The sequence below is a fragment of the Vibrio sp. SSH13-20 genome, assembly GCF_040104475.1.
In the GTDB taxonomy this organism is placed as follows: domain Bacteria; phylum Pseudomonadota; class Gammaproteobacteria; order Enterobacterales; family Vibrionaceae; genus Vibrio; species Vibrio harveyi.
Genome location: NZ_JBECOU010000003.1, coordinates 196,039 through 217,073, shown reverse-complemented (window position 1 = coordinate 217,073; position 21,035 = coordinate 196,039). Strand labels below are relative to the sequence as shown.

16 protein-coding genes are annotated in these 21,035 nt (G+C 45.1%); 8 read left to right on the top strand and 8 right to left on the bottom strand.

What is annotated here, in order from left to right; all coding sequences use genetic code 11:
* Window positions 1–3,462 carry a transcription-repair coupling factor gene (gene mfd / locus ABMY42_RS09740; protein ID WP_349266261.1) on the bottom strand — a complete coding sequence of 1,154 codons (3,462 nt, stop codon included), beginning with the start codon at window positions 3,460–3,462 and terminating at the stop codon, window positions 1–3.
* Between the two features lie 5 nt (window positions 3,463–3,467).
* Window positions 3,468–4,037, bottom strand: a complete 570-nt coding sequence (locus ABMY42_RS09735; protein ID WP_009698318.1) for a PilZ domain-containing protein — start codon at window positions 4,035–4,037, stop codon at window positions 3,468–3,470.
* Between the two features lie 264 nt (window positions 4,038–4,301).
* On the opposite strand from ABMY42_RS09735, the gene lolC reads away from it, so the two are divergent.
* From lolC to lolE, 3 genes are read left to right on the top strand one after another with little or no spacing between them, the layout of a single operon-like run.
* A complete protein-coding gene (gene lolC / locus ABMY42_RS09730) occupies window positions 4,302–5,510 on the top strand; it encodes a lipoprotein-releasing ABC transporter permease subunit LolC (protein WP_239210639.1) in 1,209 nt (402 codons plus the stop codon).
* Window positions 5,503–6,210 (top strand): lipoprotein-releasing ABC transporter ATP-binding protein LolD, encoded by a 708-nt coding sequence (gene lolD / locus ABMY42_RS09725; RefSeq protein WP_029790268.1) that lies wholly within the window; start codon window positions 5,503–5,505, stop codon window positions 6,208–6,210. The genes lolC and lolD overlap by 8 nt, the downstream gene beginning before the upstream one ends.
* A 2-nt stretch (window positions 6,211–6,212) precedes the next feature.
* Window positions 6,213–7,457, top strand: a complete 1,245-nt coding sequence (lolE, locus tag ABMY42_RS09720) for a lipoprotein-releasing ABC transporter permease subunit LolE (RefSeq protein WP_009698315.1) — start codon at window positions 6,213–6,215, stop codon at window positions 7,455–7,457.
* A gap of 197 nt (window positions 7,458–7,654) precedes the next feature.
* Here the strand turns inward: lolE and ABMY42_RS09715 are convergent, their stop codons facing one another.
* Complete coding sequence (locus ABMY42_RS09715; protein WP_005446692.1) at window positions 7,655–8,164, bottom strand: DUF2062 domain-containing protein; 510 nt, start codon at window positions 8,162–8,164, stop codon at window positions 7,655–7,657.
* Between the two features lie 8 nt (window positions 8,165–8,172).
* On the opposite strand from ABMY42_RS09715, the gene ABMY42_RS09710 reads away from it, so the two are divergent.
* Genes ABMY42_RS09710 through kdsB form a run of 5 tightly spaced genes read left to right on the top strand, consistent with a single transcriptional unit; the run spans window position 8,173 to window position 14,142 of the window.
* Entirely contained in the window at window positions 8,173–10,431 is a 2,259-nt protein-coding gene (locus tag ABMY42_RS09710) for a DNA internalization-related competence protein ComEC/Rec2 (protein WP_349266260.1), read from the top strand.
* A gap of 31 nt (window positions 10,432–10,462) precedes the next feature.
* Window positions 10,463–12,211 carry a lipid A ABC transporter ATP-binding protein/permease MsbA gene (msbA, locus tag ABMY42_RS09705; protein WP_005446696.1) on the top strand — a complete coding sequence of 583 codons (1,749 nt, stop codon included), beginning with the start codon at window positions 10,463–10,465 and terminating at the stop codon, window positions 12,209–12,211.
* A gap of 5 nt (window positions 12,212–12,216) precedes the next feature.
* Window positions 12,217–13,224 carry a tetraacyldisaccharide 4'-kinase gene (gene lpxK, locus ABMY42_RS09700; RefSeq protein WP_009700425.1) on the top strand — a complete coding sequence of 336 codons (1,008 nt, stop codon included), beginning with the start codon at window positions 12,217–12,219 and terminating at the stop codon, window positions 13,222–13,224.
* Complete coding sequence (locus ABMY42_RS09695; RefSeq protein WP_005378451.1) at window positions 13,205–13,384, top strand: Trm112 family protein; 180 nt, start codon at window positions 13,205–13,207, stop codon at window positions 13,382–13,384. The genes lpxK and ABMY42_RS09695 overlap by 20 nt, the downstream gene beginning before the upstream one ends.
* Entirely contained in the window at window positions 13,384–14,142 is a 759-nt protein-coding gene (gene kdsB / locus ABMY42_RS09690; RefSeq protein ID WP_005446698.1) for a 3-deoxy-manno-octulosonate cytidylyltransferase, read from the top strand. Before ABMY42_RS09695 ends, kdsB begins: the two co-directional genes overlap by 1 nt.
* An 82-nt stretch (window positions 14,143–14,224) precedes the next feature.
* Here the strand turns inward: kdsB and ABMY42_RS09685 are convergent, their stop codons facing one another.
* From ABMY42_RS09685 to ABMY42_RS09665, 5 genes are all read right to left on the bottom strand, one after another.
* The gene (locus ABMY42_RS09685; RefSeq protein ID WP_017819023.1) at window positions 14,225–15,784 is read right to left on the bottom strand and encodes a SpoVR family protein; all 1,560 of its coding nucleotides are present in this window, start codon (window positions 15,782–15,784) and stop codon (window positions 14,225–14,227) included.
* 11 nt (window positions 15,785–15,795) lie between these two features.
* Window positions 15,796–17,067: a YeaH/YhbH family protein gene (locus ABMY42_RS09680; RefSeq protein WP_005446701.1), complete on the bottom strand. Its 1,272-nt coding sequence runs from the start codon at window positions 17,065–17,067 to the stop codon at window positions 15,796–15,798.
* Between the two features lie 45 nt (window positions 17,068–17,112).
* A complete protein-coding gene (locus ABMY42_RS09675; RefSeq protein ID WP_005431706.1) occupies window positions 17,113–19,047 on the bottom strand; it encodes a PrkA family serine protein kinase in 1,935 nt (644 codons plus the stop codon).
* Between the two features lie 489 nt (window positions 19,048–19,536).
* Window positions 19,537–20,037 carry a YfbU family protein gene (locus tag ABMY42_RS09670; protein ID WP_005431701.1) on the bottom strand — a complete coding sequence of 167 codons (501 nt, stop codon included), beginning with the start codon at window positions 20,035–20,037 and terminating at the stop codon, window positions 19,537–19,539.
* Between the two features lie 158 nt (window positions 20,038–20,195).
* A complete protein-coding gene (locus ABMY42_RS09665) occupies window positions 20,196–20,861 on the bottom strand; it encodes an energy-coupling factor ABC transporter permease (protein ID WP_009698309.1) in 666 nt (221 codons plus the stop codon).
* Window positions 20,862–21,035 lie beyond the last annotated feature (174 nt).

Below are 21,035 nucleotides of genomic sequence, written 5' to 3'. Positions count from 1 at the left end.
TTAGCTCGTTGGTAATAAATTCTGTTTAAAATCATTCAGTAAGTCTTGAACAAACTGAATGCGTTTACGTCGGTCCGTCAATGGTACGCTAAACTTGAACTTAGTTGGACCTTCCATTGCAAATTTTTGCGGCTGTGATTGCAGGAGTTTAACTAAATATGCTGGGTTTATGTCAGCATCAGGGTAAAACTCGATGAAACCACCTTTGTCATGAGCTTCAATTTTCTTAGCTTTGAGACATGCAGCAGCAATTTTTAGCTCAGAGACAGACAGTAAGTTCTTCGTTGCATCAGGTAGCAAGCCGAAACGATCAATCAGTTCCACTTTTAATTCTGATAGCCCTTCTTTATCTGTCACGCTCGCGATTCGTTTGTACATAGATAGGCGAGTGTTGACATCTGGTATGTAGTCATCTGGCAAAAGAGCTGGAATGCGCATTTCGATTTCAGTTTGTTCTCGAAGTAGATCATCCAGTGAAGGTTCTTTGCCTTCTTTTAAGGCTTCAACGGCTTGTTCAAGCATTTCCATATATAGTGTAAAACCAACCGATTGAATTTGACCACTTTGTTCGTCACCCAGTAACTCACCAGCCCCGCGGATTTCAAGATCGTGGGTAGCAAGAGTGAAGCCAGCACCAAGGTCTTCCAGTGACGCAATTGCATCAAGACGCTTAATTGCATCTTTCGTTATTGCTTTTGGATGTGGCGTCAACAGGTAAGCGTACGCTTGGTGGTGCGAACGACCAACACGACCACGAAGCTGGTGCAACTGCGCGAGACCTAGGTTATCTGCTCGGTCCATGATGATGGTGTTGGCGGTTGGTACGTCAATACCTGTTTCTATGATCGTAGTACATACGAGTAAGTTGAAGCGCTGATGATAGAAATCATTCATGATGCGCTCGAGCTCGCGTTCACGCATCTGACCATGTGCAACGGTAACTCGCGCTTCCGGAATCAGCTTTTGCAAATCTTCGGCGGTTTTTTCAATCGTTTCGACTTGGTTATGTAGGAAGTAAACCTGACCACCACGCATGATTTCACGGAGTACTGCTTCGCGTACCACGGAGTCTTCGCGTTGACGTACGAAGGTCTTAATCGCCAAGCGGCGTGCTGGTGGTGTTGCGATGATCGACAAATCGCGCATGCCACTCATTGCCATGTTTAATGTGCGCGGAATTGGTGTTGCGGTAAGCGTTAAGATGTCGACATCGGCACGCATTGCTTTCACTTTTTCTTTTTGACGCACACCAAATCGGTGTTCTTCATCAACAATCAACAAGCCAAGATCTTTGAACTTAATATCGCTTGATAGCAACTTGTGAGTACCAACGACAATATCAACTTTGCCATCAGCGACATCTTGGAGAATCACTTTTTGCTCTTTTGCCGATTTAAAGCGCGACAGGACTTCTACACGAATTGGCAAGTTAGCAAAGCGGTCGCGGAAGTTTTCAAAGTGTTGCTGTGCAAGCAGAGTGGTTGGTACTAAGACTGCCACTTGCTTACTGTTGTCTGTGGCAACAAATGCAGCGCGCATTGCGACTTCTGTTTTACCAAAACCAACGTCACCACAAACTAGGCGGTCCATGGCTTTTGCTTGGCACATGTCAGACAAGACCGCATTAATTGCCATTGACTGATCGTCGGTCTCCTCAAACGGGAAAGTTGCTTTGAAAGTTGCGTATTGACCGCGGTCGAGCTCAAATTTATAGCCCGGTTTTAGCTCTCGCTTGGCATAAACATCCAGAAGTTCTGCTGCAACGTCACGAACTTTCTCTGCAGCTTTACGGCGAGCTTTTGCCCATGCTTCACCGCCTAGTTTATGCAGCGGAGCACTTTCTTCAGCTCCGCCTGAGTAGCGGCTAATCAAGTTCAGTGAAGATACGGGTACGTAAAGCTTGGCATCATTTTGATACTCAAGTGTTACGTATTCCGTTTTCATACCGCCAGCTTCAAGAGTTTGTAGGCCTATGTAGCGGCCGATACCGTGATCGATGTGCACAACAGGCTGACCCGGCTTAAGTTCAGCTAGGTGGCGTATGACGGTGTCACTGTTGACCGCTTTTTTGTCTTTACGGCGACGTTGGATAACGCGATCGCCAAGCAGATCGCTTTCGCAGATCAGCCCGAAATTTAGCTCTTCATGAATAAAACCATGTTCCGCAGCACCTAGAATTAGGCTGAAACGATCGTCAGAATCCAGCGCTTGATATAGTGAACCATGGACTACTGGGCGCACTTTAATGCCTTGCAGTAGCTCTGTTAATGCTTCACGGCGACCTTCTGACTCGACAGAGAAAACGATTTTACCCGCAAACTGTTCACTGAATTGGCGTAAACGTGCTAACGGCTCTTTGTTCTGCTGTTGAACACCAAGCTCGGCTAGAGATTGAACGGCGAGATTCTGGCGACCTGCACGTTTAACGATTTTCTCTAGGCTCAGCTGAGCTTGCGGTAGTTGTTTGAAGTGAGTGAATAGCTCATCTTTCTTCAGCCACAATTCATGTGGTGCTAACAACGGACGCAGTGGATCGATTTTCTTTTGATCGTAGCGGTAGTCAACGTCATTCAAGAAGGTATCGACTGCGGCTTCAATATCGCCGTAGGTGATCAGTTGAGAGTCATCGGGTAAATAATCGAAAAGCGTTTCTGTATGATCGAAAAATAGTGGCTGCCAATATTCGATGCCCGCCGGCCAAGTGCCTTTGGTGACTTGCATGTAAATTGATTCAGGCTCGCGGCGAGCTTCAAACTGAGAGCGCCAACGAGTACGGAAATCTTCAATAGCCGCTTTCGTCGTCGGAAATTCATGCGCAGGCAGAAGCTGGATTTGCTGAATGTCTTCGATCGAACGTTGGTTTTCTGGATCAAATGTGCGAATGGTGTCGATCTCGTCATCAAAGAAATCAATGCGATATGGATCTGAACTGCCCATTGGGAACAAATCTAGGATCGAACCTCGGCTTGCATATTCACCCGGACCAAACACTTGATCAACGTGACGGTAGCCAGAGTTCTCTAGTTGCACACGCAGTTTTTCCAGCGAGAATTGGTCGCCCGTTTTCACCATCAAGGTGTGCTGAAGTAAGAAATCACGCGGGGACTGGCGTTGTAATACCGTGCTCACTGGCACAATGGTCACACCACGATTTTGGTTTGGCAATTGATATAAGCGTGCAATACGATCTGAGATGATCTCTTGGTGTGGAGAAAAGTTGTCGTATGGCAGCGTCTCCCAATCAGGAAATAGGCTTACAGGTTGGTCGGTAAATTGCTCAATTTCTGCTTGCAGTTTGAGCGCGATTTGCGGGTCTGGTACCACTAGCAGAGAGTGGCTAGAGTGTTGTTTTGCTAGCTCGGCAATCGCCATCGGCAATGCCGCTCCCGGTAAGTTGCCAAGCTGTTTTTTATCGCCACGCTCAGACGGATTGGTGACGGACAGAATCGTTGCTTTTGTCATGGTAATTATTTGTTATCTCGCTCTAATGAGCGCTGACGGAGTAGTTTTTGCTGTTGGTATAGTGCGGCTTTAATCAATAAATCTTGGTCAGCTTCTCGAAGTAATTTGTACTTTAGTGTGACTACATAGCCTTGCTCGGCAGATTCGCACTCTACTACCTGAGCGTAGCAGTAAATTGCTGCAGCAGGATGATCTAAGAAGAGCTTCACACGAACCAGTTGGTCTTTTTCTACGGCAGAATCGCTACGGTAGCTCAGTTGGCTTGCGCCGAATTGCGTAGTCTGGAAACGGAGTGCAATGTCATCTTGTTGCGAGAGCATAAAGCTGAGCAGTAAGTTGAGTTTAGAGTTTTGAGTATCCAGCAAATGGATGACGTGTTTTAACTCTTTGTTTTGCAGCTCCAATCTCGCGTTATCAGCTAACATATCTAAATGGCTAAATTCACTTGCGACAATAAAAGGCGCTGGAATTTCGGATTGGAAAGTCTCTTCATCTGGCAGAGCAAAGTCCGTCCCTAGCGTTTCGACGTTGATAGTCAGATTGTGGTGTACGGTAAAATATTCTTGCTCTGTCATAATTCGGTCCTTTTCTGCCATCGAGCGCTCTCATTTCATTTAGGAATGAGTAGGATAGGGGGTTGATTATCGCTAATCAGGTTAAGTTATCAAGTTTCCCCGTTTCTCTGGCTGAACTTTTTGCTGTAAATGGGGACTTATTGCATGTCGTTGACAAATTTAGCGATTATCTTGTCTTCTTCATTGTAAGAGTAAGGTAAGATAACCCGTATTAACTAGCTAAGTAATGGCTTCATAACTAGATAACCAGTTGGTTTGTCCTATATGTATCATCCTATTTCTTTGTTTATTGGCTTGCGGTACCTTCGGGGACGCTCCGGAGACCGATTTAGCCGATTTGTTTCTTATATGTCGACAGCCGGTATCACAATTGGCGTGATGGCGTTAGTGACGGTGCTTTCCGTAATGAACGGTTTTGAAGCCCAGTTGAAAGAGCGCATTTTAGGAGTGCTTCCTCATGCTGTGATTTCGCAACACGATAGTAAAACGCCTCTCAGTGAAGCTGCTCCTAAGTTCATTCAAGATATGTCGACCATAGCAAAACCAGAACCTATTGTTCGTGGTGAGGCTGTTATTCAAAGCTCTGCACAACTGACAGCTGGTTATTTAATTGGTATAGAGCCCAAACTTGGCGACCCGATTTCTAACCACCTTATCGCAGGACGTTTATCTTCTCTTCAAGCAGGTGAGTACAAAATATTCCTTGGTCACAGCTTGGCGCGCTCATTGAAAGTGTCGATGGGCGATAAAGTCCGTTTGATGGTCACCAATGCCACCCAATTTACCCCACTGGGTCGAATTCCGAGCCAACGTAATTTCACGGTAGCTGGCATCTTCAATACGGGCTCAGATGTCGATGGTCAGCTTATGATTGTTAATATGACTGATGCGGCAAAGCTGATGCGTTTACCGAAAGATACAGTCTCTGGCTGGCGTGTGTTCTTCTCAGACCCTTTTATGGTGACTGATTTTGCTGATCAGCCAATGCCTGATGGTTGGCAATGGAGTGATTGGCGAGAACAACGTGGTGAGCTTTTCCAAGCCGTCAAAATGGAAAAGAATATGATGGGCTTGATGCTTGGGCTGATCGTTGGTGTTGCGGCGTTTAACATTATTTCCGCTTTGATCATGGTGGTGATGGAGAAGCAATCTGAAGTCGCGATTCTTAAAACACAAGGTATGACTCAATCTCAAGTGATGGCGATTTTCATGGTTCAAGGCGCAAGCAGTGGTGTGATTGGTGCCATTGTTGGTGGTGCAATGGGCGTTGCTTTATCACTTAACCTCAATGCAATTCTTGAAGCGGCGGGAGTGGCACTATTTAGCTTCGGTGGTCACTTACCTATCGTGATTGATTCATTCCAAATTTTACTAGTGGTAGTGCTGGCGATTGCTCTGAGTCTAGCTGCAACTGTTTACCCGTCTTTCCGAGCATCTTCTGTTAAACCTGCTGAGGCACTTCGCTATGAATAAGCTATTAGAATGTCGTGATATTCGTAAAGTCTACCGAGAGGGTTCGTTAGATACTGAAGTGCTCAAAGGTGTAAGTTTTGATATTGATAAAGGCGAGTTAGTGTCTATTGTCGGTTCATCAGGCTCGGGTAAGAGTACGTTGCTCCACATTCTTGGAGCATTAGACGATGCATCTCAAGGAGAAGTGGATTTTCTGGGACAGAACCTGTCTGCTTTGAGCTCCAACAAACAAGCTGCATTGCGCAATAAGCATCTTGGCTTTGTGTATCAATTCCATCATCTGCTGGCTGATTTCACAGCGGTTGAAAATGTTGCAATGCCACTGTTGATTGGTGGGGCGAAAGTTGCAGATGCGAAAGCGGAAGCAAAAGCCCTTCTGGAGAAGGTGGGGTTGGGACATCGAATGGATCATCGTCCGTCAGAACTTTCTGGTGGTGAGCGCCAACGTGTGGCTATCGCACGAGCTTTGGTCAATAAGCCTGACTTGGTTTTAGCAGATGAGCCGACTGGTAACTTAGATCACAATACGGCGCTAGCGATTTACGACTTAATGCGTGAGTTAAATCAGGAGTCGAATATTGCTTTCTTAGTTGTCACTCATGATAACGAGCTGGCCGCGAAAATGGATCGCCAAATGCATATGCAAGATGGTTTGCTGGTGGATCGTTTTACCACAGACACAGCAACCGTGGAGGGCTAATTTTGTTTTCATCTTTAGCATTGATGATTGGTGGACGTTTCAGTCGCGCTAAAAAGCGTAACAAGATGGTATCGTTCATTTCTCTTTCCTCCACCATCGGTATTGCGGTTGGCGTAGCAGTCATCATCATTGGCTTATCTGCGATGAATGGCTTTGAACGAGAGTTACAGTCTCGTGTGCTTTCTGTGATTCCACATGGTGAGTTAGAGGGGGTGAATGGTCCACTGCACAACTATACCAAAACCATGAAGCAAGCCCTAAGTCATGAGCATGTGGTTGCTGCCGCACCTTATGTTCGGTTTACGGGGTTAGCAGAAAAGGGCAGTAAGCTAAAAGCAATAGAAGTTCGCGGTGTGGATCCAGCTTTTGAGCAAGCTGTTTCTAGTATGTCTGACTTTATTGACCCACAGGCGTGGCAAAATTTTTACTCAGGTCAACAGCAAGTGATTCTTGGGCGTGGTGTCGCCAATGAGTTAAAGGTCGATGTTGGTGACTATATTACTTTAATGATCCCGCAATCAGGCAGTACGAATAAGGTACAAGCCCCAAAGCGAGTCCGAGTCAAAGTCGCTGGTTTTTTAACGCTTAACGGTCAAATAGATCATTCATTAGCGCTAGTACCGCTCAAGGATGCTCAAGCCTATGCTCGCTTAGGTGATGGCGTTACAGGTATTTCGCTGAAAACGGATGATGTGTTGAATGCACCATCAATTGTACGTGAAGTCGGTAGCCGAATTGATGTTTATGTTTACCTAAAAAGCTGGCAACAACAATTTGGCTTTTTGTACCGTGATATCCAACTTGTTCGTACCATTATGTACCTGGTAATGGTGCTAGTGATTGGTGTCGCGTGTTTCAATATTGTCTCGACATTGATGATGGCGGTTAAAGATCGCGCGGCTGAGATTGCGATTCTTCGTACTATGGGTGCAAAAGACAGTTTGATTAAGCGTATCTTCGTTTGGCAAGGCGTATTCTCGGGCGTATTTGGTAGTCTTGCGGGTAGTGTCGTTGGCGTTCTTGTCGCTCTCAACCTCACACCGATTATTAAGGGGTTGGAAGCCTTAATTGGTCACCAATTTCTTTCGGGGGATATCTACTTTGTCGACTTCTTACCATCGCAATTGCATTGGCCAGATGTTGCTTTGGTTTCAATTACGGCGATTATCTTGAGTTTGTTGGCAACATGGTACCCAGCCTCCCGTGCAGCGAAACTTAATCCAGCGGCGGTATTGAGTTCCAAGTAATCTACAAAGCTCAGCGAACAGTTCGCAAATAACAGACAACAAAAAAAGGACCGATTATTATCGGTCCTTTTTATCTATATCGTTGCTATCTCTAATTGGCTCGATGCGTTTCATACTTGAGTTACATCACCTTTCATTTCTAACGTTAACTGTTTTCCATTCAACGCGCCATAACCTGCCAACTGGTGAATAAGCGCTTATCGTACTTTACGCTTTTGCCAGCTTCTCACGACTGAATAACGCCAAAGACCACGAATACCGAAATAACCAATGATTGCTGACACTACGCCACAGATCGCGCAGCCAAGTAAGAACGGAGGTCCTATGGTGTTCATTTGCTGCATGATGAATTCCCACGACAATTCAAAGTGGAATGGTTGTGGTGGTACATGCATGACCAAGGCACCAAGCTTGTAAGCAAAGTAGAACAGCACTGGCATGGTAATTGGGTTACTGATCCAAACAAGTGCGACTGATAGAGGCAAGTTAACACCAAGCATGATGGCAAGACCTGCCGCCATGATCATCTGACTCGGAAGCGGGACAAACGCCATAAACAGACCAACAGCAAAAGCACCAGATGCAGAGCGACGATTTAAACACCACAAGTTTGGGTTATATAAAACGTTGCCGAAGACCTTTAGTGCTTTTTGGCGTTTGATCATTTCATGATCTGGCATGAAGCGTTTTATCAGCTTTCTAGGCATAGGACGACATGACTCTCTTAGAAAAAAGTTTGACCTTGGCTTTATTTGTAGCGAGCGTTATTTCGTCTGCATGGTGGCCGACGATACCAGATTGGCGTTGGTTGCTGCTGGGAATAATTGCCACTGGCTCAATAATAAAATTACGACGTGGCTTATTGAGCATAGGCGTAATTTCGGGCTTTATGGTTGTCATTATCCACGGCAATGTTATGGAGCATCAAAGACAAGCCCTGTTTCAAGCAGGGGTGAATATTACCATAAATGGCAAAGTTGACAGCCCTTTTACGCAAATAAGTCACGGATATGAAGGAATTGCGCGTGTCCATCAGGTGAATTCTCAAAACTTGTTACCTTTTTTTAAACCGAAAATCCGGTTGATAACGCCTTTCCCACTCGCCGTTAACAGTGAGTTCACTACCGAAGTGACAATTAAACCCATCTTTGGGCTCTTAAACGAAGCAGGTCATGACGCCGAAAAGCAGGCAGTAGGAAAGGGCATTGTGGCAAGGGCGACCGTTTCAAAGGATTCAGCGTGGCTTATTCGTGAGCGATCATCATTAAGAACGCAAATTATCGCCGTCGTTCATAAGCACATTGTTCAGCTTGAACACTTCGCTCTTATTCGTGCTTTGGCGTTTAGTGACCGTACGCTTCTGTCTCGATATGACTGGCAACTCCTACGTGATAGTGGCTTACTGCATTTGGTCTCGATTTCGGGTTTACATATAGGAATGGCGTTTGCTTTTGGTATGAGCTTTGGGGTTGTTGTTAGGTACGCTTTGCCAAAATTTGTCTTTTTACCTTCCTTGTTTGGGCTTGCTACTGCTTTTTTGTATTCATGGTTAGCAGACTTCTCTTTGCCTACGACTCGAGCTTTTTCAGTATGTTTGATTTACTTGTTATTAAAGTCTGCTTTGATTTATTGGAGCGCTTGGCGCGTGCTGCTCCTTGCTGTAGCAATACAGTTGTGCATCGAGCCGTTTTCTGCACTCACTATGAGCTTTTGGCTGTCTTATCTCTCTGTTATCGCCGTTTTATTTGCAGTGAATTGTGTACAACATAGCCGTGGCAATTGGATTAGGAAACTGGGTACCTTATTCAAAATTCAGTTAGTACTTACTGTGTTGATCATTCCGATTAGTGGGTTGTTTTTTGCCGGGACGAGCCTCTCCTCTATTTTATATAACCTCATTTTTATCCCTTGGTTCGGTTTTGTTGTCGTTCCACTGATGTTTGTTGCACTTATCATTACCCCGTTTTCAGTGCACTTGGCGAACATGCTGTGGCAGTGGTTAGATTGGATGCTTGTACCCCTTACTTGGTCTTTGCCATTTGCTTTGGGGAGTTGGCAATCTCTTAGCTCACAGGCAACGTTGTGGGTGCTGGTATTGGGCGTTTGTGTGCTTTCGATGCGATTTTTAAATCGAGAAGCTTCAGGTGTTTTGTTCTTGGTCATCACAAGTCTGGTGTTGTGGTATGAACGAAAATCTGATGGTTGGCGTATTGATGTGTTAGATGTTGGGCATGGACTTGCAGTGCTCCTAGAAAAAGACGGTGAAGTGCTTTTATATGACACGGGTAAAACATGGGCTTATGGAAGTATTGCTGAACAAGTTATTGCTCCTATCTTGTATCGCAGAGGGTTCGGTTCTATCGACATGTTTGTCGTCAGTCACGCCGACTCAGATCATGCTGGAGGACGTGCATATATCGAAAGGCACTTCGCCCCAGTTCGTAAGTTTAGTAGCCAAAACTACGCTAACTACCAACCTTGTATTGCAGGGGAACGATGGAAATGGCAAGCGCTAGAATTTGAAGTTCTTTGGCCTCCGAAGTTGGTTAAACGTGCATATAACCCACATTCATGCGTGATTCGTGTCGTCGATACCAAAACGGATTTTAAGTTGCTATTAACGGGCGATATTGAAGCCGTTAGTGAATGGACCTTGGTGAGAAACCCCGATCAGTTAAAAAGTGATGTTGTGATTGTCCCGCATCACGGAAGTAAGAGCTCTTCTAATCCCAAGTTTGTTGAAGCGATTGCCCCAAAACTGGCGATCGCATCTCTGGCAAAAGGGAATCAGTGGGGAATGCCTGCAAATAACGTGGTTCTAGCGTACGAGAACGCCAATGCGAAATGGCTGGATACGGGGAATGGCGGTCAAATAAGCGTCCTTATTGAGCAAGAGAATTGGTATTTTGAAACGAAACGAAGTGAGACATTTGACCCTTGGTATAGGCAGATGCTGCGTAACGGAGTAGAATAAGAGTCTTAATGTAAGAAAACAAAGCACTTCTATGTCGATAAATACTGATGAAACGACTTGGCAGACGTTTAAGCGTCTATGGCAATTTATTCGCCTTTATAAGTCAGGTCTAATCGTTGCTGTTGTAGCATTGGTTGTTAATGCTATCTCTGATACCTACATGATCTCCTTGCTAAAACCGCTTCTAGATGAAGGTTTTGGTAGTGCGGAATCTGATTTTCTACGTACACTTCCACTTATCGTTTTCGCCATGATGTTTATTCGTGGTGTGAGCGGGTTTGTCTCTACTTATTGTCTGAGCTGGGTATCCGGCAATGTGGTAATGCAAATCCGTCGCATGGTGTTTAATCATTTTATGCATATGCCTGTTTCTTATTTCGATAAAGAAAAAACAGGCAATCTACTTTCTCGAATTACTTATGACTCTGAACAAGTTTCAGCGGCGACTAGTTCTGCGCTAGTTAGCATTGTGCGTGAAGGTGCAAGCATCATTGGTTTGTTGGTTCTGATGTTCTATAACAGCTGGCAATTGTCTTTGGTTTTGTTTGCTGTTGCACCTGTTGTTGCTTTTGGTATTAGCGTTGTTTCTAAGCGATTCAGAAAGATCTCGAGAAACATGCAGACGATGATGGGCAATGTGACTGCCTCTGCAGAGCAAATGCTGAAAGGTCACAAAGTAGTACTGAGTTATGGCGGCCAAGATATCGAAGGTAAACGCTTCGAGAAAGTAAGTAACCAAATGCGCCAACAAAGCATGAAGTTGGTGACAGCTCAAGCAGCGGCAAACCCAATCATCCAGATGATTGCGTCTATTGCTATTGTTGTGGTGCTTTATCTTGCAAGTATTGACTCAATTAAAGACCAGTTAACGCCGGGTACATTTACTGTTGTATTCTCTGCGATGTTTGGTTTGATGCGTCCATTGAAAGCACTAACAAACGTAACGTCACAGTTCCAACGTGGTATGGCGGCGAGCCAAACCTTGTTCGCTCTTGTGGATTTGGATACAGAAAAGAACGAAGGCAAATTCACTGTCGAGCGAGCAAAAGGCGACGTTGCAGTGAAAGATGTAAGCTTTACCTATGAAGGTTCTGAAAAGCCTGCATTGGAAAATGTCAGCTTTGATATTCCACGAGGCAAAACAGTTGCCTTAGTGGGGCGCTCAGGTTCAGGTAAGAGTACCATTGCGAATTTGTTTAACCGTTTCTACGATGTAAGTGGCGGTGCTATCTCACTTGATGGTCATGATATCCGTGACTATGAGCTGAAAAACTTACGTGAGCAGTTTGCTCTGGTTTCGCAAAACGTGCATCTGTTTAACGATACGATTGCGAACAATATTGCTTACGCAACAGAAGGCAAGTATTCACGTGAAGACATTGAACGCGCAGCCAGCCTAGCTCACGCGATGGAGTTCATCAGTAAGATGGATGGTGGACTCGACGCGATGATAGGTGAGAACGGTGCAAGCCTTTCTGGTGGGCAGCGTCAACGTGTAGCAATTGCTCGAGCTTTATTACGTGATGCGCCAGTTCTTATTCTTGATGAGGCAACATCTGCTTTAGATACCGAATCTGAACGTGCCATCCAATCTGCTCTGGATGAGCTACAGAAAGACAAAACCGTATTGGTGATTGCCCACCGCCTATCTACGATAGAGAATGCAGATGAAATTTTGGTTGTGGACGAAGGTGCAATTGTTGAGCGTGGTAGCCATGCCGATTTAATCGCGAAAGATGGCGCTTATGCCCAACTTCACCGAATCCAATTTGGTGCTTAAGCGCTGTGATTGAAAAAATCTGGTTCGAAAACCATCCTCTCAAGTACTTACTGTGGCCGCTACTGTGGCCACTTAGTCTGTTATTCGGTGCAATTAGTAAGTCTAAGCGACAACAATACCAATCTGGAAAAAAACAAGCGTATAAAGCGCCTGTACCTGTTGTCGTTGTTGGTAACATTACTGCTGGTGGGAACGGCAAAACCCCAGTTGTGGTGTGGCTGGTAGAGCAATTGCAGCAACTTGGTTTTAAGCCTGGAGTGGTGTCTAGAGGCTATGGCGCAAAAGCGCCGCAATATCCGTTATTGCTTGATGATAGTACGCCTGCTAAACATTGTGGTGATGAACCTAAGCTTATCTATCGCAGAACTGGCGCACCAGTGGCAGTGGATCCAGTCCGTGCTAATGCAGTGAAAGCATTACTAGAAGTGGGCGTTGATATCATTGTTACGGATGATGGGCTTCAACATTACGCGCTTGAGAGAGATATCGAGTTTGTTATTGTTGATGGTAATCGTCGCTTTGGTAATGAAAGCCTTATACCGCTTGGCCCGCTTCGCGAAGGGGTAGAGCGTCTTTCTAACGTCGATTTTATTATCACAAACGGTGGTCAAGCTCAGCAAAACGAAATGCCAATGTCTTTAGCGCCATCGAAAGCCGTTAATTTAAAGACAAAACAGCAAGTCGAGGTGAGCGAACTGCAAGACCTCGTTGCATTTGCTGGGATCGGACATCCGCCACGATTTTTTAATACACTTAATGCGATGAACGCTGACGTTAAAGTAACGAAGGGTTTTGCCGACCATCAAGACTTTGACCAGCAAGAATTGCACGCATTGGCTCAACAAGGGGCGAATGTGATTATGACAGAAAAAGATGCCGTCAAATGTGACAGCTATGCGCAAGATAATTGGTGGTATCTGCCTGTTTCTGCTCAGTTTGAATCAAACGATGCAGAGCGAATTTTAAATCGAATAAAAGAGGTTAAAGCGACTTATGGATCACCGTCTGCTTGAGATTGTAGCTTGCCCTGTGTGCAAAGGTAAGCTGACGTACGATAAAGATAATCAAGAGTTGATCTGCAAATTGGATCGCCTTGCTTACCCAATAAAAGAGGGTATTCCTGTTCTGCTTGAGCCAGAAGCTCGAACCATGAGCATGGACGAGGGACGCTAATGTCTTTTACGGTTGTCATTCCTGCACGCTATGCGTCAAGCCGCTTACCAGGTAAGCCATTGGCAGATATTGGTGGTAAACCTATGATCCAATGGGTTTACGAGCAAGCGTTACAAGCGGGTGCAGAAGATGTGATTATTGCAACTGACGATGAGCGAGTGTCAGTGGCAGCAGAGCAGTTTGGTGGCAAGGTTTGTATGACCTCGCCAAACCACGAATCTGGCACTGAGCGACTAGCCGAAGTAGTAGAGAAAATGGCGATTCCTGCAGACCATATTGTGGTGAATGTTCAGGGTGATGAACCATTGATTCCGCCGTCTATCATTCGCCAAGTGGCTGATAACTTAGCAGGTTGCGATGCGCCCATGGCAACGCTTGCGGTGGAGATCGAATCGGAAGAGGAAGTCTTCAACCCGAATGCGGTAAAAGTGGTCGCGGATGAGCGTGGCTATGCCATGTATTTTAGCCGAGCAACGATTCCATGGGATCGTGACAACTTTGCTAAACAAGACAAAACGATCGCGAACCCATTGATGCGTCACATCGGCATCTACGCTTACCGTGCTGGTTTTATCAATACCTATGTGAATTGGCAGCCAAGTGCACTTGAACAAATCGAGTGCCTAGAGCAGCTTCGCGTACTTTGGTACGGCGAAAAGATCCATGTGGAAGTTGCAAAAGAAGCGCCAGCAGCCGGTGTGGATACGCCAGAAGATTTAGAAGCAGTACGTGCGATTGTCGCTAAGCAAGCACAATAAGCTTGGTATTGATTTCAAAATTAGAAAAGGCTCCTCATTGAGGAGCCTTTTTGTATCTACGATAGATTGGAAGCTGTATCGGTTAGATATTGGTGTCGTACTGATTGCGTTTCGGACATGTTGAGAGGATCTCTCTGTGTCCGGTGTCTTTGACTTCTTCCAAAATCACGTCGAAGCCCCACAAGCGATATACATGCTTAAGTACTTCTTCATAACTGTTATCCAAAGGAATGCGGTTATGGGGGACATATTGCAGCGTTAATGAGCGGTCACCGCGGACATCTACGTTAAACACCTGAATATTTGGCTCTAAATTCGCCAAGTTATATTGCGCAGCTAGCGTTTCACGAATGCGTCGGTAACCCATCTCATCGTGAATGGCGGCAACTTCGATGAAGTTTTTACGATCATCGTCATTGATGGCAAACAACTTGAAATCACGCATGAGCTTCGGTGATAAGTATTGGCTAATAAAGCTTTCATCCTTGAAGTTATGCATGGCAAAGTGAACCGCGTCTAACCAGTCTGTTCCTGCTAGTTCAGGGAACCACTCTTTGTCCTCGTCTGTTGGTTCTTCACAGATACGTTTGATATCGCGGAACATCGCAAAACCAAGCGCATAAGGGTTGATACCACTAAAGTAAGGGCTGTTATATGGTGGCTGTGCAACCACACTAGTGTGGCTGTGTAGAAATTCGAGAATGAACTTCTCAGACACCAAACCCTCATCATAAAGGTGATTAAGAATGGTGTAGTGCCAGAATGTTGCCCAGCCTTCGTTCATGACCTGAGTTTGTTTTTGAGGATAGAAGTATTGGCTTACCTTACGCACGATACGCACAATCTCACGTTGCCATGGTTCAAGCAGAGGAGCATGTTTTTCAAAGAAGTAGAGCAGGTTCTCTTGTGGCTCGCTAGGGAAACGAACTTTAATGTCTTCTTCTTTGGTTTTCGATTGTGGAACGGTGCGCCATAACTCGTTTACTTGCGATTGCAGGTAAGCTTCACGCTCTTCCTGACGCGCTTTCTCCTCGTTAATTGAAATCTTTTCAGGACGTTTATAACGGTCAACGCCGAAGTTCATAAGTGCATGGCAAGAGTCTAGAAGCTGCTCGACTTCGTGCACACCATAACGCTCTTCACATTCCGCAATGTAGTTCTTCGCAAACAATAGATAATCGATGATAGAGCTGGCATCGGTCCAAGTTTGGAACAGGTAATTGCCTTTAAAGAATGAGTTGTGCCCATAGCATGCGTGAGCAATAACCAGTGCCTGCATAGTGATGGTGTTCTCTTCCATCAGGTAAGCGATGCATGGGTTTGAGTTAATGACGATCTCGTAAGCTAGACCCATTTGACCGTGCTTATAGTTCTGCTCTGTTTGGATGAACTTTTTACCAAACGACCAGTGGTTGTAGTTGATAGGCATACCGATGCTTGAGTATGCGTCCATCATTTGCTCTGAGGTGATGACTTCGATTTGGTTAGGGTAGGTGTCGAGACGATAATGCTCCGCGACACGCTTGATTTCCTTGTGGTAACGCTCCAGCAGTTCAAATGTCCAGTCTGGACCATCTGGCAGCATATTATCTCTGCGTTTCTTCGAGGCTTCCCCCGAAAGGTTTGTCGTTGCGGTATTCATCGCTAGCCTCCTTACGCATTTTCTTTTTGGAATAGTTCACGGAAGACTGGGAAGATATCCTCCACAGAGCGGATGTTTTTCATGGCGAAGTTTGGAAAGGCTTCGGAAAGCTTTTCATACTCATGCCACAGCGTTTGATGGGAACGTCTAGTGATCTCGATGTATGAATAGTACTGACAATTTGGCAGTAACTTATTGACGAGTAGGTCACGACAACGGGGTGAGTCGTCTGCCCAGTTATCGCCATCGGATGCCTGAGCCGCGTAGATGTTCCATTGACCCACAGGGTAGCGGTCTTGAACGATCTCATTCATCAGCTTGAGCGCGCTCGATACGATAGTGCCTCCCGTTTCTTGCGAATAGAAAAACTCGTGCTCGTCGACTTCTTTCGCTTGGGTGTGGTGGCGAATGAAGACCACTTCAACATTCTCATACGTACGAGTTAAGAAAAGATACAAAAGCACATAGAAGCGTTTTGCAATGTCTTTGGTGGCTTGATCCATAGAACCGGATACGTCCATTAGACAGAACATGACCGCTTGGCTCGATGGCACAGGGCGCTTCTCATAGTTCTTGAAACGTAAGTCGAAGGTATCAATGAAGGGCACGCTTTCGATTTTCTTACGTAACTCTTCGATTTCCTTCTTCAAGCGATTTTCTTCGAGCTGTTGTGCAGGCTCAATGTTCTTGATGCGAGTTAGTTCATCCTCTAGCTCGTTAAGAAGACGTTTTTTACCTGCTGTCATTGCGGTGCGTCGCGCCAGAGATTGTTGTAACGAGCGAACTACGGCAATGTTGGATGGAATACCCGCGGTTTGATAACCCGCGCGATGGGTCTTCCACTCTGTGATTTTGGCAATTTGGTTTTTCTCGAGATTTGGTAGCTCTAAATCTTCAAATAAGATGTCGAGATATTCATCTTTTGAGATTTGGAAAACGAACTCGTCTTGACCTTCGCCGTCGGGGCTAGCATTGCCTTCACCAGCACCGCCGCCTTGACCTCCACCTTTCGGACGTTCAATTTTATCACCCGTGATAAATTGGTCGTTACCAGGGTGCACACGGTCACGTACGCCCCCTTTACCCTGATGAAACATAGGTTCGTTAATGTCTTTGTGCGGTATTGCGACGTCTTCGCCCGTTTCCGTGTTCGTGATCGAGCGTCGATTCACTGCGTCAGCTACCGACTCTTTAATCTGCTCTTTATGGCGCTTCAAGAAGCGCTGTCGATTAACAGCGCTCTTGTTCTTGCCATTGAGCCTTCGGTCTATAAATTGCGCCATGAAATAGCCCTCTTCATGTTTCACAAGCGACCTAACTCAAACTGGTTAGGATGACTTACGTACTCGTAGGTACCACTCAGAAAGTAGGCGAACCTGTTTCTCGGTGTAGCCTTTTTCCATCATGCGAGCGACAAAGTCGTCGTGTTTCTTCTGATCTTCAGAAGACGTTTTCGCATTGAATGAGATAACCGGAAGCAGCTCTTCGGTATTGGAGAACATTTTTTTCTCGATTACCGTGCGCAGTTTTTCGTAGCTGGTCCAAACTGGGTTTTGACCATTGTTATTGGCTTTCGCACGAAGCACAAAGTTTACGATTTCGTTTCGGAAATCTTTCGGGTTAGAGATGCCCGCTGTTTTCTCGATCTTCTCTAATTCAGCATTTAGAGAAGCACGGTCGAACAGTTGGCCTGTTTCTGGATCGCGATATTCTTGGTCTTGGATCCAGAAGTCTGCATAGGTGACGTAACGGTCGAAGATATTCTGACCGTACTCAGAGTAAGACTCTAGGTATGCCGTTTGAACTTCTTTACCAATGAACTCGACATAACGAGGCACTAGATAGCCTTTCAAGAATTCAAGGTACTTCTCTGCCATTTCTGAAGGGAACTGCTCACGTTCTACTTGCTGTTCAATAACATAGAACAGGTGAACAGGGTTGGCCGCCACTTCCGTTTGGTCGAAGTTGAACACGCGAGATAGGATTTTGAAGGCGAAACGAGTTGATAGACCGTTCATACCCTCGTCAACGCCTGCGTAGTCACGGTACTCTTGGTAGCTCTTCGCTTTCGGATCGGTGTCTTTCAGTGTTTCACCATCGTACACTCGCATCTTAGAGAAGATGGACGAGTTCTCAGGCTCTTTAAGTCGCGAAAGAATACTAAATTGTGCCAGAGTTTCAAGCGTACTTGGTGAGCAAGGTGCTTTAGAAAGCTCACTGTTTTCAAGCAGTTTCTGGTAGATCTTCACTTCTTCCGACACACGTAAGCAGTAAGGTACTTTCACTATGTACACACGGTCTAAGAACGCCTCATTGTTCTTATTGTTGCGGAAGGTTTGCCACTCAGATTCGTTCGAGTGAGCCAGAATCATACCGTCGAATGGAATCGCAGACAGTCCCTCGGTACCATTAAAGTTGCCTTCTTGAGTTGCGGTTAATAGAGGGTGTAGCACCTTGATTGGCGCTTTGAACATCTCTACGAATTCCATCAAACCTTGGTTCGCTTTACACAGCGCGCCAGAGTAACTGTAGGCATCTGGGTCGTCTTGTGAGTAATGCTCTAACTGACGAATATCGACTTTACCAACGAGGGACGAAATGTCTTGGTTGTTTTCATCGCCTGGCTCGGTTTTAGCAATAGCCACTTGGTCGAGGATGGAAGGGCGTACTTTCAGCACTTTGAACTTGGTGATATCACCACCAAATTCATGCAGACGTTTTGCTGCCCACGGTGACATGATAGATCTTAGGTAACGATGTTCGATGCCGTATTCTTTCTTCAAGATCTCGCCATCTTCTGTCGGATTGAACAGACAGAAAGGGTGATCGTTAACTGGGCTTCGTTCGCCGTTCGCACTAAGCACATAAACGGGCATTTTTTCCATTAGGGCTTTTAGCTTTTCGGCAAGTGATGACTTACCACCACCAACAGGGCCGAGTAAGTACAGAATTTGTTTACGCTCTTCCAAACCTTGTGCGGCATGTTTGAGATAAGAAACAATCTGCTCAATCGCATCTTCCATGCCATAGAAGTCTTTGAAGGTTTCATAACGTGAGATGACTCGGTTCGAGAATATACGGCTCAGTCTTGGATCTTGAGCAGTATCAATGACTTCTGGCTCTCCGATAGCCATCAGTAGGCGTTCTGCAGCATTAGCGTAAGCGCTTTTGTCGTCTTTACACAGGGCTAAGAAATCCTGTAACGACATCTCTTCATCTTTTGCAGCTTCATATCTTGATTGATAGTGGTCGAAAATACTCATGTCGCTTTCCCCTTTAACTAGTCAGTCTACCGACGAACGTTGACGCAGGCTTATCCACCTTTGATATGCCCTTCGTTGTATGAAGTTATACGTCCTGTTATCACGTTTGGTTTGTACTGGAAGTAAGCTAGACAACACCAAAGACTTTGCTTTATGGACACTTTTTCACTGCAACGGAGAACGATGGATAGGTACCTTTCAATCACTCCCTTTCTCATTTTAAGCCTAGTCGGGGATTTCCAATTTTGCTTAACAATTATGAATTTATTGCAAAAGTGACATTTGAATCACTGTTTGGAGATTGAAAAATTTATGTTGTGAATAGGAGTGATAGAAATCAGATATTTGGCTTTGAATCACTGATATTAGTGATTCGTATACAAGTCTAGAGAATGAAAGATAAAACTGTGCTGATAGAATGAGCTTGACTTGTGACAGGGGAAAAGAAAAAAGGAGAGCCTTTGCCCTCCTTTTCAAATACTTGCTGAATTATGCACTAAAGATTTGTGCTAGCTCGTTTGCACATAGGTGGTATTGACGAGGACAGTTGCGCCAGGTTTTTAGCATGCGGCGGTATTTGTCTAACATTGGCATTTGGCTATTGAAGTGGTGATCAGCTTTATCAAATTGAGGGTAAAGACCTTCTGAATCCACTAGGAAGCGCACATAGTGTACTTGTTGTGCTTCTGTCGCAATATCAAAGCCAAGGAACTGAAGGCGACGCTGGTCGACTTTACCGCGCTCTTCGTCATCCAGCATTTTGTTTGATTCTTGCATTGCGTGGTACATCTCCATGATGTCGATGATTTCACGACACTCGGTTTCTGTAATGCAGCCAAAATCTTTGTTCAACTCGCGCATTTGTAGCTCGTAACCACGCTCTACAATAGTCTGTAGACGCTTGTATTTTGCCGCGTTGTTAGGATCAAGTTGAGACATTAGGTTGTACTGGTTTGATAGGATCAAACGTTGAGCGTTTGACATTTCCATGGTGACCTCACTAAATAATCTAATACATTTTTAATGTGCTTAGGTTAACGTTTCGGATGAAGGTGAAACATGATCTCAACACATATTTAATATGAAAAATGGCAAGAATTATCGAATTTAACCAGTTTACAAATGCAGTATGAATGGGGCGTTACAACTTATTTGTGATAATGGTTGTATATGTAGTCACGGTCCGAAAAAACTCTCAGCCACTCAGGCTTAAAAACGGTCAGTACCGCTAAAGCCATTCCATTAAGAAGACCTTCAGGGAAAGCGAGTAACGGCACAAACACAAAGTAATTGTGCTGGATGGTTTGCCAGTCATAATGACCCACAGATAGGTGGTAAAAAGAATTGATCAGCAAGTGGAGGCTGCCGGTAAGTGCACCATTGAAGAATCCTGCCACAAAAATGAAAACGAAGATGTTACGTGGTAAGTACTGGTAGCTCAGAAGAAAGATGCTGTAACTGATAAGTATTGGAATCAGTGCAGAGAGCACCAGCGCGCTTGGCAACATCAACAACGATATGTCATGAATCAAGTGGTTGACGACCATCGCAGGGATGCAAAATAGAAAAGCCATGCGCCAACCATACATCATAGTTAGCGTGGTTAAAGCAAGGAAATGAATTTGTAACCCTTCTTTTACCCCTGCTTGGGCAGACCACAAAACGCTAATCAAGAAAAGTGTCGCGAAGACTAAATGTTGGAATGGCTTTTCTTGTTCCATTTTAGGCCAAACGACTCTTCGCCAATCGGGGAGACAATAAACGACGACGACCCAGAAAATAATGATGATCGAAACAAAATTAAACCAATCCATGTGTTATCCCAACGCTTTTCCTGTGAGCTTTACTTACGGTTTCGTATTCCTAATACGTCTAATATGAGTTGGATAGGGCACAAGACCTGCTGGTCCGTTAGACACATATACCTACGTTTAGGTAAAAAAATACCAGCAAGTTGCTGGTATTTTTAATCTATTCAATAACCTAAT